Here is a 15969-nt window from a genome sequence, read left to right as displayed (position 1 = left end):
CGTGACCGGTCAGGCGGGTGTGGAAGCACGCGGGCGGCCGAAGGCGCGGCGTCCGGTGCGGGGGTCCCTGCGGATCCTGGCGGAGGCAGGTGCGCAGGAGGGAGCGGTCGTGAGCCCCGGGACGAGGGTGGTTATGGGCTTGGAGGCGAGGGTGGTTATGGGCTTGGAGGCGAGGGTGGTTATGGGCGCGGGGGTGGAGGCCGGAGCGGGACCCATGGCCGGTCGGGCCCAGGGCCGGGCGGCGGGCGGGTCGGTATCCGGCGCGGATTGCGAGGTACTGCGCGGAGTGCCGTGCGGCCACAGGGCGAGGAGGAGGGCGTCAATGTCGGCGGCCTCGGTCAGCCCGGCCGGACCGGCGATCCAGAAGGACTGGGTGGCCTCGCCCCACCAGATCGTCAGGTCGCGGTGGCGGGCCTGAACAGCGGCGGCCTGGGCGTGCTCGTGGGCGAACTCGGCGCGGTGGCCGCCCAGGCGCGGAAGCTGCTGGGCGCGGCGGGTCCGGCAGGAGGGGTGCTCGCAGGTCGGGCAGACCGGGCCGACGAGCGGGGTGCGGCGCGGGAGCGGGCGCGGCATGGGCCGAACGCCTTCGGAGGGGCGCGGCGAGGGGATAGGGTTCTGCATCAGATCCTCTTTCCTTGCTTATGACTGGTTTGGTTTCTGGGGATTCAGGGCCCGGGAAAAGCGGTGGTGCGCTCTCCTGGGCCCGTCTTGCGTCTCAGGTCAGTCGATGCGGGCTCAGTTGCTGGATTCCCACTGGCTTCCGGTGAGGTCGTAGGCCAGGTAGAACCACACCGTGCGGAAGTGGGCGTTGCCGTTGTCGCCCCACTCGGAGGCGAAGGCGTTGACCATGGCCAGGCCCCGACCGGATTCGGCGTTCAGGTCCAGCCCGTTCGCCCGGGGTTGCAGGCAGGCGTCCTTCTCCCTCAGGCCGCCCCGGTCACGGCAGGACAGGTGCAGCCCGGCGCGGTGGCGGTGGACGAGAAGGGTGTAGGTGCCGCCGGGACGGCCGGAGAGGCTGTGGCGGATGCTGTTGTTGGCGAGTTCGCTGCCCAGCAGGGTGAAGAGGTAGCGGTAGTCGGCGGACTTCGCGGCGGCGCAGGTGTCCAGGAACGCCCGGACTAGGGGCATCACGGATGGGGTCCCCGCGAAGTCGTAGCGGCGCAGCCGGTAGTTGGGCCGCTCGGGCTGGCTGGAGAAGTAGTGGCGGTGCGCGGGCCGGATGAAGCTGGTCAGCGGGACCGTGGCCTCACCCAGCGCGGGCATGGGCAGCGGGGCTTTCGCGGGCATGACGAACACACTCCTTGGCATGGCAGGTCATGAGCAGGGGTTTCGCGGTACCCGTCGAAGGAGTCTCACGGTTGACGTGATGCGCGGCACGGGCAGGTCGTAGCCTGACCGACAGGAACCCTGTGTGATCCCTCGGTGACTACACCCTCAAGCTAACCGTTATCATTCGAGTTATGCAAGCGCTTCTCGAATCCTACCTACGAGTAACTAATTAGGCTCACAGCATGCAAGATCCCCGAAGCCCTTCCTTGCGCCTTCGCCGCCTCGCTACCGAACTCCGCAACGCACGACAAGCCGCTGGCTACACCGCAGCCAGAGCCGCCAAGGAGCTTGGCTGGAGCTCTCCCAAAATCACCAAAATGGAAACAAAGACATCAAAACGGATAAATACTGATGACCTGGATGCTTTGATGGACTTGTACGGCATCACCAGCCCCGAGAAGCGTTCATCCATGCAAGCGCTCGCCAAGGACGCCCGCATGCGAGGTTGGTGGTCCAAGTACAAGGACGTCTTCAAGAACGAGACGCTGCCGGACTTCGAAACAGAAGCATCGGTTCTTAGGTCCTATGACGTCCAGGCCATCCCAGGGTTGCTACAGGTACCCGAGTACACAGCTGACATCTTCCGAGGTGCCCGCTACACAGATCCCAAGGAGATTGAACGGCATGTCGAGGCACGGATGGCTCGCCGAGAGATCCTGGTCAGACTCAACCCTGTGCACCTTCGTGCCGTCATTGATGAAGCTGCGTTCCTACGCCCGGTTGGGGGACGCAGCGGGATGCTGGCTCAGATGAAGCACCTGATGTACATGGCCCAGCTTCCGAACATCGATATCCAGGTACTTCCGCTCGACAAAGGAACACATGCTGGTTTCACCGCTTCTTTCATGATCCTGGACTTCCCAAGCCCTCTGGATACGCCCATCGTCTGCATCGAGACTCTGTCTGATGCCCTCTACCTCGAAGAAAACGATGATGTAGAGATGTATATCGCCACTTTTGGGGATATACAGGGCTCAGCTGTCAGCGCCCTGGAGTCCGCCAACATCATCCACAATCACATCAGGAGACTGGAGAACCACCGATGAGAGCCGACAGCCTGTCCTTCTACAAGAGCAGCTACAGCGGTCGAGGTGTCAACTGTGTCGAGGTCGCGCACGTCCCTGCCGACTTCCGGAAGAGCACATACAGCGGGCAGGGTGTGGACTGCGTGGAGGTCGGCGACCTCCCCTGCGGCGCCGCCATCCGCGACTCCAAGCACCCGGACGCCGGGCACCTCCCCTTCCCCGCCCCCGAGTGGACCACCTTCCTCGACGCCGCTCGCGGCCGGAAGCTGTAGGTACCCCACACCCTCCCGTCCTCCCCGCCGCCCCTGACCCACAAGGCGTGACACAGGCACGCAGACACCCGGAAGCCCGCCCCTGGGCCTCCGGGTGTTTCGCTACAGGGAGGCGGAAGGCGGCGGCTGCGCCGCGTCCCCGTTCCCTCGCCTGATGGGCTCGGCAGGTTCCCCGGGCTGGACCGTCTGGACGGCCTGGGCTGCCTGGGTGGCCTGATCCGTCTGAACGTTCCCTGGAAGGCCGTCAGCGCCGGGGGCCGGGTCGCGCTCGCGCAGCATGCGGTCCAGGCGTTCGACCTGCTGCCCGAGTTCCAACAGCCGGTTCATGACCGCCTCGTGCTGGACCTCCTCCAGTTCCTGGTCCTCGGCCCAGCGGGCCTCGCTGATCTCCTGTTCCAAGGACGTGACGATCACCGCGATGACCAGGTTCAGCATGATGAACGCGGTCAGCACGATGTAGCAGACGAAGAAGATCCAGGCCGTCGGGTGCTCCGCCAGCACCGCGTCCGAGACGTCCGGCCAGCCCTCCGTCGTCATCAGCAGGAACATCGTGTACAGCGACGTGCCCAGGTTGTCGAAGAACTCGGGCACGGCCTCACCGAACAGCTGGTGGGCGATGATCGCGGAGGTGTAGATGACCACCAGGAGCAGGCCGATCACCGTCCCCACCCCCGGCATGGCCTTGAACAGCGCGGTGATGATCTGCCGCATCTGCGGAACCGCGGTGATCACCCGCAGGATTCGCAGCACCCGCAGGATGCGGAGCACGGCGAACGGGCCGGTGGCCGGAATCACCGAGACCAGCACCACCAGGAAGTCGAACCAGTTCCAGGCGCTCCGGAAGAACCGTCCCCGCCAGGCGTGGATCTTGAGGGCCATCTCGACGACGAACACGCCGACGACGACGTACTCGATGATCACCAGATACGGAAGGGCAGAACCCCCATAAGTCATCCAACCCAAAATCACGGCATTGACCAGAATCACCGCGAGCATGATGTTGGAGAACCACTGACTCTCCACCAGTCTGGTGATCTGAGCACGCCGCAATGCCGATTCCCCCTCCGCAATTCCACTTCCGAGTGATTCGGACATGGAGTATTCAAATATATCGAACCGGGCTCGGTTCTGTGCAGCGCACCCGCCTTTGGCCAGCCACACACACCTTCACGCTCACAGCAGCAGCCGCCCCACCCCGTGCCCACGCTTCACGGAAGGCACACCCTCACTGGTTCGGGCGGTCGCCGAGAAGGTGCCGGAAGAGGAAATGCCAAGTGCCGTATCCCACATCACGGCTTTCGGTCCGATCAATGACCGAAGCCGGTGAGACCGGAAACACCGCGCCCGTTGGAGGTACTCCTCCTGAGCGGAAGGGCCTTCCCGATGAGAGGCGCGAGGGGGGCCGTGAGGAGGAGGGAGAAGAGGCGTGCGAGGGTGCGCGGGCGGATGGGCGTTGGTTCGGGAGGTCCTGCACGTCACTGGTATGTTCACTGCTGGCCACGGCAGGAAGCCCGACACGGTGACGAGCCCGAGCCGTCGACAGCGCCAGCGCCCGCGACCCAGGAAGAGACATGGCGGAGCTGAAGTACTTCACAGGTTCGATGAACTCGGGCAAGAGCACGATGGCCCTCCAGGAGCACCACTCACGCGGCGGCGAAGGGGTGCTGTACACGAAGCAGGACCGCGCCGGAGCGGGCATCATCTCGTCCCGCCTGGGCCTGGAGTCCCCCGCCGTGGAGGTGGGCGACGACCTGGACCTGTACGACGACATCGCCGACCGCAAGGCCCCCTACGTCATCTGCGACGAGGCCCAGTTCCTGTCCTACAAGCAGGTGGGGCAGCTCGCGGGGGTGGTGGACGGGATGCGGATCGACGTGTACTGCTACGGGATCCTCACCGACTTCCAGGGGCAGCTGTTCCCCGGCTCGAAGCGCCTGGTGGAACTCGCCGACAAGATCGAGGTCCTACCGGTGTCCGCGCGCTGCTGGTGCGGCGGCCGCGCCACCCACAACGCGCGCGTGGTGGACGGGGTCATGATCTACGAAGGCGAGCAGGTGCACATCGGTGGCAACGAGTCGTACGCGACCCTGTGCCGCCACCACTTCATGGCCGGAGTCGCCTGACCATCCCGCAGCCGCGGACGCCCACGGCCGTCCGGGCGCCGTAGCAGCAGGAAAACCGCCAGGCTCCGCCCTGTCGCTTCACTGCGGGATCATCGTGCCGAGGTCGTTGTCCAAACGGGTCTCCATTTTCATCACCTCGTGCGAGAACTCCGCTGCCGACGCACCGTCCTCCGCAGTCATGTTCACCATGAAGACCCCACTTCTTTTCCTGGCGACCACGGTATAGAAGTTTCCCTCTCCATTCTCCGGGACGCCGTAGAAGTATAGGGCTTCATCGACCATAGAGTAGGGTCCGCTCTCCTCGATGGTGTGCCCGGAGGACTCGATTTCGTCGGCCCAGGCTTCCAGATCTGCCTGAGCCAATTCGTCTCGATTTCCTTCGGGAGAGTAGATGACGGCACGGTAAGTGAATTCGAACTCCCAGGGAACCGAGTACGTCGCATCAGGCCGGACGACCCCACCACACGAACCCGAGCGGACCAGATCGCCCTCTGCCGAAGGACCACCGTCTATGGACGCGTCTTTCGGTTCCTCGGATCCCGAGGTCAGGCTGAGTTGGATCGCGGAGATCGAATCAACAATTTCACAGAGATCGAACCTGTCTGCCAGGAACTCCTCTCGCGGCGCAGTCGGCTGAGCAGCAACGGAACCAGCGCCGCCAGGGGTTTGTTCCTCCTGGCTGAACCCTGATGTCAGGGTAGAGAGGAATGTCCCGAGTAGAGCGACAACAACACCGAAGACTCCGAAGGCCGCCAGGGTTCCGCATCCGAAAACCGCAGCGGCGGCCTTCCACCCGTGCAGCCCCTGTTTGCTCGGCGGTGCCTTCTGGTCAACCACGACTGCCCTGCGCCTCCAACTGGGCCTGCACGTCCGGGTGCTCAAGCGGACGGGTGAAACCCATGACATCCGCACGATTGGGGTCATCGTACTCGCGCACCGCGATCGGCCCACAGTTGGTGCACCAGGCCTCGACCATCAGCCCGTCACCGATCACCATTCCCACGTGTCCCGGTCCGGGGGGCTCCCCCGCCCGACTCACATGGAAGAACACCAGGTCACCGGGCTGCTCCTCTCCCGGTGAAACCTCGGGGCCGAAACCCCACTGGTCCTGGGAGATCCTCGGAATGGTGACGCCGATGCTCTCGTAGGCCTTCTGCATCAGACCGGAGCAGTCGAACCCGACCGGCCCGATACCTCCCCAGATGTAGGGCTTCCCGCGCTGGGCCAGGGCCCAGTCGACCACGGCCTGGGTCAGCTCGTCCGGAGCGCTTCCGATCGGGGCGCCCTGCGCGTCGAGCTGGCAGGCGACCGCGGTCTCGATGGAGCCCGACGTGTCGTACGCCCCCTCCGCGTACTGCTCTGCCCACTCCAGCACGTCGTCCACGTACCACCAGGCGTGGTTGTAGCCGTAGATGGCCTGACGGACATCCTCCTTCAGACCGTGGGCGATGAGGTAGTCGGCGGCGGCCGGGATCGCGTCGGCGGGGTCGTAGACGCTGACGATGCCGTCGTCGTTTCCGTCGACGCCGTACCCCTGCTCCGGGCGCTCGTCCACCGGCTGCACGGGCTCGCCGCCCCAGCTGTTGCCCGCCGCGGAGCCATCCAGGGAACCGAACTGCATCGGTCCGGCCGCACCCCAGTCGTTGTGCCCCTCGGTGATCCCCGGGCCCTCCCAGCGCCCGTGGTGGGACTCCACCTGGCCCACACCCGCCAGGATGTTCCACGGGATCCCGCGATCCTCCCCGACCTCCGTGTAGATCCGCAGGTAGTTCTCCGGGATGGAGTTCATGGCGTAGCCGCTCGCGTCCGGCTGCTCGGCGTCCGCGTCCGGGCCGCAGACCAGGCCGTTCGCCATCATGGAGCCGATCTGCTGTGTGGTGTTGGTGATCACGGGGATCACCAGCATCGCGAACATGGTCGTCAGGGCGACCGCGATGGCGACGATGGCGCCGAACCACAGGCCCGCGGCGCCCCTGTCAGAGAGCCTGCGGGTGAAAAGGGAGATCACGGGGTCATTCCTCTCCGAACTGCCCGGCATCGGCGGGCTGGAAGTCGAAGACCCTCCAGGAGCCGCCGCTGCGCACCACGGTGACGGCGAACTCACCGAGGTTCTCGTCGAACTCGGCGCTCCCCGTCTCGGTGATGGACTGCGCCGTCACGACGAAGGTGACCGAGTCGGCGCCGAAGGTCCGTACCGAATCGATCTGGGCCCGCCCCTCGGCGACGGCCCCGGCCTCGGACATCTGGCTCCAGAAGGCGCCGACCCTGCTGGTCTCGGCCAGAACCCCGGCGAACTCGGGGGTGGCCAGCTCCTCCATCGAGGCGTAGTAGGACTCGGGGGACTGGGTGTAGTCGATGGTCCCGTAGGCCTCGGCGAAGGCGCGGGCCGCCGCCCCGGCCGCCTGGAGCTCCGCCTCCGTGAAGGGGAACCAGTCGAGGACGTCCACGTCCTCGGCGGCGGTGGTCGGGATCGGGCTCGGCTCGACGGTGGACAGCCCGTCCGGGCCGCCGGGTCCGCCCGTCGGCTCCTCCTGGGCGGCTTCGGGTTCCGGGGAGGCCGCGGAGGGAGCGTCCTCCTCCTCAGCGCCCCCGAAGCCTCCGAGGCTGAGGTAGAGCCCGAACACAACCAGCACGACGATCAGTCCGATGAAGACAGCCCGCTGGGCGCGTTCGGGGAGAGGGTTGGGCATCGCTTCGGGCCTTTGTTCGTCAGTCGTCGTTCAACCAGAAGGGGACGTCCCGCTTGCGGTCCCTCGTCGTGGAAGAACTGCTCTCCCCCCAGAAGGGGGTGATGGGCGCGTTGTCCTTGCGCTTGCCGGAACCGGTCAGCCAGCCGCCGTCGCCGTCGCCTCGCCCCCGGCTCTCGCCGGAGGGCGCGGGACGGGCGGGACGCTGGGGTGCGGGGCGTTCGCGCCGGTCCCTCGGAGCACCCCAGCGTGAGGCGCGGGCGTTGGGGTTGCCCCGGGCCGGGGTGTCCGCGCGACCGCCGAAGATGCCCTGTCCGGTACTGGGGTCGGGCCGCTCGGAACTCGCGGCGCGTCCGCTCCCGGCGGCGGGGGCGCTCCCGCCGAACACCGAGCCGCCTCCTCCACCGCCGCCGTCCCGGCGCTCGAAGCCACCGCGGCCCCCCGAGCCGGTACCGAACACGGAGGCCCAGCCGCTGTCGCCGGTACCGGTGTAGCCGCCGCTGGGCCGGGGCGGGATGGCACCGGAGGCCGCGCTGCTACCGGAGAGGCTCGGTGCCTGGTCACCGCTGCGCGCGGACCCAGCGGGCCGGGTGCCGCCACCGCCGCCCACCGGAGCGCTCCTGGTGACGTTGAGGGGCGGGGCCGCGTTGTCGCGGACCCTTCCGTACCCGGCGGTGCCGCGTGCCCGCGTAGGCTCTCCAACCTCTCCCGGGGTGTCCTCCGGAGCCCTGGCATCGCTGGTACCCGCAGCGGCCGAACCCGCCGGGACGCCGTTGGCCGCCGCGATGATCGTGCCTGCCCGACGCCGTCCCCAGTTCTGGGCCCTGAGGTAGGCAACCGGCGGCAGAACCACCGCGCTCTCACCAAGTGCCTGACTGCGGGCAGCGTCGCTGACGATGCGCGAGGTGAAGGTGTTCGCGTTAACCGAGGCGAAGAGGTAGACGAACGGTTTGCGGTAGACGAACAGTGCCACGGTGAAGAGGGCCAGCAGGATCATCTGGAGTCCCCAGCCGAGGCTGGTGGACATGACCATGCCGTAGCACATGACCAGGAGCGAGATCAGGAGTACGACGAAGATCTGCTTGAGCAGGAAGCCGATCATCATTTCGACCCAGCGCAGCAGGACCATGCGCCCGTAACCCGGATGGATACCGATGAGCAGGAATACGGGCGCCAGGATGAAGAGGAGTAGGAAGCCGATCTTCAGCACGATGAGCGCCACAGAGCCCGCGAGGATCAGACCACCGGCGAAGACCGAGGCGAAAAGCGCGAGCGTGGCCACTCCCAGGCGACTTCCCTGGTCATCGCCCGCGAAAAGGGGATAGACGCTGGGGTAGAACTCCTGCACGTCAGCGGCGATCGCCTCGTAGGATTCCTGCTTCTCCGTGACGAGTTCGTTGGCATTGGCCTCCTCGTCAACGATCTGCTGCTGCTCAATACGGCTAATCGCCTGGGCTGCGATGAGTTCGGTTCCGTGGACGTGCGCAGCTGATTCGGCGATGTCTCCGTTGCCGAACTGCCCCGCGACCCAGGGCTGGCAAACGAGACTGGACCACAGCATGTCCGCGTTGCGCCTGACCTGGAAGTCAGCTTCGGACTCCCAGTCAGCGCGCTCCGGAGGCTCCGCCCCTGAGGGGCAGGTCCCCGACCCTCCCCCGTAGGGAATCTGCCCGACCGTACTGGTCACCAGCTGACTGCCGGAGTTCACCAGGCCACTCGCCATACCCATGATCTGGGCCGGGTTGACGAGGATCCACAGCCCCAGAGCCGTCGCCGCGATCATCCAGATACTGGACTCGATCGTGAGCGTCATCCTCTTGCGGATGAGCCCGAACCAGCCCAACCACAGGGCGCCGAGGATGACGACGGTGGGGATCAGCGGGCGCCAGATGCCCTCCCTCAGCGTGACGACCACGTTCTCGACGAGTTCGTTGAAGCTGGCGAGGAGGCCGTCGGAGGTCGCGGCCTGGTACACCGTGATCGTCGACTGGTTGATGGTCTTGGACAGGTCCCAGGCCGTGTTGGCCAGAGTCGCCTGCGCGCCGTTGCTGATCCCGTCGACGCAGGACTCCGTGATCATGTGCCACTGCTGTCCGGCGGTGCCGTACTGGCCGTACATGCTGGCGTCGGGCGGCAGGCCGTCCGTGGAGCCCTCGATGGAGGACTGCGACTGCGGGGGCACGAGCAGGCCGTCGGAACCGCTCCCCGCCGACTCCGGCAGCGGCGCGGGCTCGCCCGGGCACAGCGGGTTCGCCTGCGCCCCGCTGAGGGGCAGCACGACGAGACCGGTCAGCATGAGGAACGTCATCAGGAGGCGTCGCCATCCCCGCCGTCGGACGTGCTGATGCGTCATCTGCTGGCTCCTGCGTCGTGGTTCGGCCGAAGGCGATGTTCGCAGACACCGGGGCCCCGTCGACGCGCACGTACACACGTGCACACCGCACGCGGTCGTGCGCGACCGCAAGGCCCCCGCATGTCTCTACCCCATCCTCTATGGTGCGTCATCACCGGGTCGGGGAACGGTCGCAACGCGTCGGGTTTTCCCCTTCTCTCCCCCGATGCGGCCAGACCTTGGAGGACAAAGACCGCCTCTGTCAACGTTTACGCAGGTAGTGGGCGTGAACGGTCTTCCGAAACACCCGGAAACCACAAGGCCACAATTTCCTAGCCACTTCTGCACTATGAGGGGCGTCACATCCAGTTTCGCCGCCAAAAGCGGACATCGGGCCATCAAACGGACTGACACCCGATGCCAGAACTGCCTTCGGTGGAACCCCGAGTCCGCATTGCCGCAGGACCGAAACCTGACCTAGGTCCACAACGGCATCGCCCTGCCCCCTTCCGACTCACCAGTCCCTCCCCGTCCGGACAGCCCCTCGTTCCCCTGCCGACCACCGCGTTGGACCCGCCCGACTCGGAGCCGTCGTGGACGCGGTTCCGCGAGGGCCCGGACAGCGGCGTCGGGCGGGTGCCCGCCGCCCCCTCTCCGCGCCGCACCCACCGCGCGGGTGACCGCTACCGGCCACCCTCGCACCGGGGTGTGGGGAACTGTCCGCAATCGAGGGAGAATGGTTCAGGAAACACGGACGAGTGTCACAAAGTGCTGCTGTAGGGCTTTTCTCGGATAGATTGTCCTGCGCATCGTCACCCCTCTCCCGACCCCCCGAAGGGATGCGCGCCTATGTCCGCCTCCGGTCACTCCTCCGTCGGCCGCTACGAGCTGCGGGAGCGGCTCGGCGCCGGCGGGATGGGCACCGTGTGGCGCGCCTGGGACCCCTCCCTCCAGCGCGACGTGGCCGTCAAGGAGGTCCTCCTCCCCCAGGGCATGGACCCTGAGGCCCGCGCCGAGGCGCACGCCCGCACGCTGCGCGAGGCCCAGGCCACCGCACGGATCAGCGACACGGCGGTGGTGACGGTCCACGACGTCCTCGAACACGAGGACAGCCCGTGGATCGTGATGGAGCTGCTCAGCGGCAAGTCCCTCCAGTACCAACTGGACCACCACGGTCCGCTGCCGGTGGAGCGGGTCGAGGAGGCCGCCAGGTCGCTGCTCGGCGGTCTGAAGGCGGTGCACGCGGGCGGGGTCACCCACCGCGACGTCAAGCCCGCCAACATCATGCTCACCGACGACGACCGGACCGTGCTGACCGACTTCGGGATCGCGAACGTCGACGGCGGCGCCGCCCTCACCCAGACCGGCGTGTACATCGGTTCTCCCGAGTACATGGCGCCGGAGCGGTTCGAGGGCAAGCGCGCGCTGCCCGCGTCGGACCTGTGGAGCCTGGGCGTCACCCTGTACGCGCTCCTGGAGGGGCGCTCGCCCTTCAAACGGGAGAGCATCACGGGGATCATCAGCGCGGTGCTGACCGCGCCGATGCCCCCGCGGCTGTCGTTGGACGACGTGGAGCACAGCCCCGCGAGCGCGCCGCTGCGGGCGCTGATCGCGGCGCTGTTGGCCAGGGACGCGTCGGCGCGGCCCGGCCCCGACGAGGCGCTGGCCCTCCTGGAGCGGGAGAAGCAGGCGCAGAGTGACGACGGCGGCTTCGGCGCCCGGGCGCAGGACTCCCCCGGCACCGGAGGCCGACCCGTGCCCCTCACCGGCCCCCGGGGCGCGGACAGCGGGTCGTGGAAGGCTCCGGGGAGCGAGGCCCGGAGCGGGCCCGGCGGCGCCGTGCCCACCGGTCCTTCGGGGGGTTATCGGCCGCCGTTCCCCGCCACGGGCCCGGGAGCCCCCGGGCAGGGAGGCCCGGGCCGGGGCGCTCCCGGCTCCGGCCCCCACCCGCCGTGGCACGCGGCCCCGAGCGGCCCCGACAGCCCCGTATTCGCGAGCGGCCCGAACGGCCCCGGCGGGCATCAGGGCGGACCGGGCGCCCCGGCGTTCCCGAGCGGGCCCCACAGCCCGGGCGGCCCCAACGGCCCCGGGTTCGCGGGCGGACCCCACAACCCCGCATTCCCCTCCGGTCCCCACGGTCCCGGTTTCCCGGGCGGGCAGACCGGTCCGAACCTCGCCGGCGGTACGGCCGCGCACGGCCCCGGCGCGGGTCCGGGTGCCTACCCGCAGGCGCCGCACGCGATCGGCCACCAGGCCGGGCCGCAGCCGGCCCCTCCCCCCGGGGCGACCGGCCAGTTCTCCCTCCCCTTCCCCTCCGCGGGCACGCCGACGGGGCGGGGCCCGCTGCCCGGACCGTTTCCCGGCCAGCCGGTCGGCGGCCCGGGGCACCCGGGGATGTTCCCCGGGCACGGCGGCCCGGCCGCCGACGCCCGGATGCCGTGGGAGCGCCCCCGCAGGGGCATGCCCGCGACCGTGGTCACCGCGGCCGTGATGCTGGTCCTCAACGGGCTCTACCTGCTGGTCCTCGCGTTGCTGTACACCGTGGAGTCCACCGGCGGGACCGAGGTGAACGGGGCCTCCATGGCCCAGCTCTACGTCTGGGGTCTGCTGTCGACGGTCGCGGCGCCCGCCCTGATGAGCCGGTCGCGGCTGGTCTACGGGGGCGTCGTGCTCCTGCAGATGGCGGCGGCGGTGGTCTTGGTGCTCAACATGTTCACGGTGGTGGTCTACGCCCCCGAACAACTGCCGGTCTACGTGCTGGTGCTGCTGGTGAACCTGGCGGTCGCGGGCCTGCTGCTGGTTCCGGCGGGGGCCCGGGCCTACTTCGGGTTCGGGGCGGGCTTCCGCTGACGTCGCCCCCGGCGCCTTCGCGCAGGCCCCGGGGGCCGGGGTTCTGACGGCGCCGTGGGCGCCGGAGCGCCGAGGCGGTGGCATGCTGCTCGCTATGCACGAGAAACCACGGGACCGGGGGGACAGGGCGGCGTCGGGGCTGTGGGGGCGCGTCGCGTGCGCCTGGGCGGTCGCCTTCGCCGTGCTCCACCTCTACTGGGCGCTGGGCGGCAACTGGGGCCTGGACGTCTCGGCGGGCCCCGTGGCCGCGGAACGCCCCGGTTGGTTCGTGGCGGTGGGCCTGTGGGGCGTAGGGCTGCTGTGCCTCGTCGGCGGCGCGCTGGGCTGGCTCCTCTCCAGACCGCGTCCCACCGGCCCGACGGGGCGGTTGGTCAGGACCCTGGGCTGGTGCGTCTGCGCCGTGCTGCTGCTGCGCGCCGTCACCGTCGAGGTGATGCTGCTGGCCGACCCCGCGGGCCGGGAGATCGCCGTCAGCCCGGAACAGCGGATGTGGACGCTGCTGCTGTGGAACCCCTGGTTCCTGGTCGGCGGACTCGTCTTCGGTCTGGCCGCGCTGGGGTTCGCGCGAACGCGCGCAGCGGGCAGCGGCGACTCCTGAGGGCGCGCCGCGGAACACCGGTCAGCGCCGGGGACCACCGCGGGAACCGGTCGCGAGCGTGGGGCCGACCGGTCCCTGCGCCGCCCCGGACCGCTCACCAGTGGGTGACCTTCAGCTCTCCCAGCTCCCCCAGGATGACGCGCCCCTCCTCCGCCAGGACGCGCACCGTCTCCTCCGCCTCGGAGAGGGTGACGTGGCGGCCCCGCGACACCGCCTCGGAGGGCGAGGGGGTCTCCATCCACAGCCGGGGGCCGCTCTCCCATACCATCTGCACGACGGCGCCGCCGGGAGCGCTGAAGACCGCGAACGTGCCCTTGATCGGGGTGAGGCGGTGGACGACCAGGCGCGCGGCGGCCGTCTCCAGGGGTTCGGCGTAGTCCATGAAGCCGAGGCCCTCCTCGGCGGCGTCCGCGTAGTGGACCTCCAGCAGCCCGGTGTGGGCGGAGCGGGCCTCCTCGCGCGGCCAGACGGCGCCCACCACCCAGCGGCTGAGGGGTTCCTCCACGCGTTCGCGGGACAGCGCCGGTCCGTGCCGGACGCGCAGGAGGTCGAAGTCGCGTTCGAGGGCGATGCTGTGGCCCCGGTCGCTGCTCAGCGTGGCGACGAAGAAGCGCGGCAGCCAGGGCAGGACCATCCGCGACAGTTCGCGGACGCTCACGCGGCCCTGGTAGTGGGAGACCCAGTCGGGGACCTCGTAGGGCCCCGGGTTGTTGAAGGACACGTGGACCATGGGCTCGCCGTCCACGGCGGGCCCTGGGAAGGCGGCTCCGCGGCCGAAGCGGCGGCGGTTCCAGTCCATGCCGACGTGGAGCTTGCGGTCGGGGTCGCCGTCCCACTCGACCGTGAGCCCGTGGGCGCGCAGGGCCTCGGCGACCTCCTCGCCGACGGCCGCGCGGCGGATCGGGTGGCTGGCCCCGAAGCCGATGGTGAGCGAGGACCCCGCGACCGCGTGCGCGGCGTCCTGGTCGTGGTAGAAGGCGTACCCGCGCGCGGGGGTGTCGGCGGGCCGGGAGTTGCGGGCGGCGAGTTCGCCCTCCAGGGCGGTCCTGGCGCAGCGCTCGCAGCAGGTGAACTCCTCGCGGGCGATGACGCCGGACTCGTCCAGGGCGCGGAAGGCGCGTGTGAGGCGCTCGCCGTCGGTGCGGGCGGGCCAGCGGCGCTGGCGCTGGACGTGCTCGGCCAGGGCCCGGTCCACGTGGTCGTGGAGCTGGGCGGAGGCCTCGCGGACCTCCCGCGCTCCGGGGTCGCCGTCCTCCAGCGTGTCGAGCAGGCTCCGGCGGGCGTCCCGGAGGAGTTCGACGAACCCGTCCCGGCCCGAGGCGACCCCGACCGCCACCGTCTCCTTGGCGGAGGTGAGGGGGTGGACGCTCTCCCTGACTTCACTCATTCGCCCAATGTGTCAGACGCGGGAGGTGTTTGGGGACGATTGCCGAAGTCACCACTGTCCGCATCCGGACAACTACCGCGACGCTGGTCACAACCGGTGCCGCGGCGGCCGGCGGCCGCAGCCCCGAGCCCCCCGGACGCGATGCCCGCGGGCGCTCACCCGTGGGCGACCAGGTCGTACCCGGCCAGGCGACTGACGCGCTCGTCGCGGACCTGCCGGGCGAGGGCGGCGGTGGCGGCGAGCTCGGCGACGTCCGCGGCCCGTGCGCCCAGGAAGCCCGCCGCGGCCAGGTGCTCGGTGTACTCCGCGGTCGAGTCCACCGCCTCCTGGCACTGCTCCCACTCCCGGTGGGCCGCGACGGCCTGCTCGACCAGGCGTCCGTACTCGGTGATCTGGGCGACCCGGGCGCGCACGGCCTCCTCGACGGCGTGCAGGTGCTCGCGCTGGGGCTTGAGCGCCTCCCTGACGCGGGGTGAGACCGCCCGCTGCCAGCGTCGCTGGTGGGAGCGGCGCAGTTCGCGCTGCCGGGCTAGGAGCGAGGCGATGCGCCACTCCTGTTCGTGCAGGACGGTCAGTGCCCGGTCGGTGTCCAGGGACTCACCGCCGAGTTCGGCCCGGGCCCCGCGCACCAGGTCGATCGTGCGCTGCACCTCCACCAGCAGGGCGTGGTCGCCCTCGCTGACGTCGTCGGGCAGCACCACCCGCTCCCGGTGCCGCTCCCGGTCGGTCCGGCGCACCCGCGAGGTGAGGGTGTCGGCGGTGACCACGGCGACGAGCACCCCGAAGACCACCCAGGGGATGCCCGGGGAGGGGTCCTGGGGTACGACGTCCATCAGCCAGGCCGGTGCGGCGACCAGTGTGCCCGCTCCCGCCGCGGCGCCCGCGGCCCGCACGGCGGGGTGGGCGTCGCGTCGGAAGGCCAGGGCGGCGACGTAGGCGACGAGGCTGACGCTGGCGATCACCATGCCCAGGTACCAGCCCGCGGTGATCAGGGCCAGGGTGGTGGTGAACCCGACGCCGAGCAGGTGGACGCCGCTGTCGGACAGCCGCGGCGGGCGGGCCTCGGGGGGCCCGCCGCCTCTGGGCGGGGGCCCCGGGGGCTGCGCCCCCGGAAGGGCCTCCAGGCGCTGGCGGGCGGGCAGGGCGGGGTCGATGACAGGTCGCGGCCGGATGGCGTCCTCACGCATGGGCGGTCCCTCGTGAGCGGTGGGGGTCGGAATGCCGGGGCTGGGGAGGTCGGGCACCCGGGGCGGAACCCGACAGGGTAGGAGATTCCCACCCGGAAGCGCCCCGAACCAGGCGCCGCGCACCCCCGTGACCGGAAAGGCTCGCCCGCCCGCCCCCTCCCCGGTGATCCCGCGTCCAG

General features: G+C 69.6%; 14 protein-coding genes. 5 read left to right on the top strand and 9 right to left on the bottom strand.

All coding sequences use genetic code 11. The features are described 5' to 3' along the window. Positions 1–9: 9 nt before the first annotated feature. Both PV789_RS29800 and PV789_RS04670 read right to left on the bottom strand, forming a co-directional pair. Complete coding sequence (locus tag PV789_RS29800) at positions 10–621, bottom strand: hypothetical protein (protein ID WP_368045815.1); 612 nt, start codon at positions 619–621, stop codon at positions 10–12. 114 nt (positions 622–735) lie between these two features. Next, entirely contained in the window at positions 736–1287 is a 552-nt protein-coding gene (locus PV789_RS04670) for an ATP-binding protein (protein ID WP_274976291.1), read from the bottom strand. 224 nt (positions 1288–1511) lie between these two features. Between PV789_RS04670 and PV789_RS04665 the strand changes: the two genes are divergently transcribed. After that, positions 1512–2375: a DUF5753 domain-containing protein gene (locus tag PV789_RS04665; protein ID WP_274976290.1), complete on the top strand. Its 864-nt coding sequence runs from the start codon at positions 1512–1514 to the stop codon at positions 2373–2375. After that, the gene (locus PV789_RS04660) at positions 2372–2626 is read left to right on the top strand and encodes a DUF397 domain-containing protein (protein ID WP_274976289.1); all 255 of its coding nucleotides are present in this window, start codon (positions 2372–2374) and stop codon (positions 2624–2626) included. Before PV789_RS04665 ends, PV789_RS04660 begins: the two co-directional genes overlap by 4 nt. Positions 2627–2728: 102 nt before the next feature. On the opposite strand, the gene PV789_RS04655 is transcribed toward PV789_RS04660, so the two are convergent. After that, positions 2729–3676 (bottom strand): ion transporter, encoded by a 948-nt coding sequence (locus PV789_RS04655; RefSeq protein ID WP_274976288.1) that lies wholly within the window; start codon positions 3674–3676, stop codon positions 2729–2731. A gap of 521 nt (positions 3677–4197) precedes the next feature. Between PV789_RS04655 and PV789_RS04650 the strand changes: the two genes are divergently transcribed. Next, the gene (locus PV789_RS04650) at positions 4198–4749 is read left to right on the top strand and encodes a thymidine kinase (protein ID WP_013151206.1); all 552 of its coding nucleotides are present in this window, start codon (positions 4198–4200) and stop codon (positions 4747–4749) included. A 78-nt stretch (positions 4750–4827) separates the two neighbouring features. On the opposite strand, the gene PV789_RS04645 is transcribed toward PV789_RS04650, so the two are convergent. From PV789_RS04645 to PV789_RS04630, 4 genes are read right to left on the bottom strand one after another with little or no spacing between them, the layout of a single operon-like run. Then, positions 4828–5586: a hypothetical protein gene (locus PV789_RS04645; protein ID WP_274976287.1), complete on the bottom strand. Its 759-nt coding sequence runs from the start codon at positions 5584–5586 to the stop codon at positions 4828–4830. Beyond that, positions 5579–6757 carry a C40 family peptidase gene (locus PV789_RS04640; protein WP_274976286.1) on the bottom strand — a complete coding sequence of 393 codons (1179 nt, stop codon included), beginning with the start codon at positions 6755–6757 and terminating at the stop codon, positions 5579–5581. The genes PV789_RS04645 and PV789_RS04640 overlap by 8 nt, the downstream gene beginning before the upstream one ends. A gap of 4 nt (positions 6758–6761) precedes the next feature. Next, positions 6762–7439, bottom strand: coding sequence for a hypothetical protein (locus tag PV789_RS04635; RefSeq protein ID WP_274976285.1), 678 nt, complete (start codon positions 7437–7439; stop codon positions 6762–6764). Positions 7440–7458: 19 nt separating this feature from the next. After that, the gene (locus tag PV789_RS04630) at positions 7459–9789 is read right to left on the bottom strand and encodes a type IV secretion system protein (RefSeq protein WP_274976284.1); all 2331 of its coding nucleotides are present in this window, start codon (positions 9787–9789) and stop codon (positions 7459–7461) included. An 828-nt stretch (positions 9790–10617) separates the two neighbouring features. Here PV789_RS04630 and PV789_RS04625 point away from each other — a divergent pair. Beyond that, positions 10618–12618 carry a serine/threonine-protein kinase gene (locus PV789_RS04625; protein WP_274976283.1) on the top strand — a complete coding sequence of 667 codons (2001 nt, stop codon included), beginning with the start codon at positions 10618–10620 and terminating at the stop codon, positions 12616–12618. Between the two features lie 94 nt (positions 12619–12712). Next, the gene (locus tag PV789_RS04620; RefSeq protein WP_274976282.1) at positions 12713–13216 is read left to right on the top strand and encodes a DUF3995 domain-containing protein; all 504 of its coding nucleotides are present in this window, start codon (positions 12713–12715) and stop codon (positions 13214–13216) included. A gap of 94 nt (positions 13217–13310) precedes the next feature. On the opposite strand, the gene PV789_RS04615 is transcribed toward PV789_RS04620, so the two are convergent. Next, a complete protein-coding gene (locus PV789_RS04615) occupies positions 13311–14603 on the bottom strand; it encodes a DUF6891 domain-containing protein (RefSeq protein ID WP_274976281.1) in 1293 nt (430 codons plus the stop codon). A 155-nt stretch (positions 14604–14758) separates the two neighbouring features. Next, positions 14759–15790, bottom strand: coding sequence for a hypothetical protein (locus PV789_RS04610; RefSeq protein ID WP_274976280.1), 1032 nt, complete (start codon positions 15788–15790; stop codon positions 14759–14761). Positions 15791–15969 lie beyond the last annotated feature (179 nt).

It is taken from the genome of Nocardiopsis camelliae (genome assembly GCF_028993595.1).
Taxonomy (GTDB): Bacteria; Actinomycetota; Actinomycetes; order Streptosporangiales; family Streptosporangiaceae; genus Nocardiopsis; species Nocardiopsis dassonvillei.
This window is presented reverse-complemented; position numbering and strand designations above follow the sequence as displayed.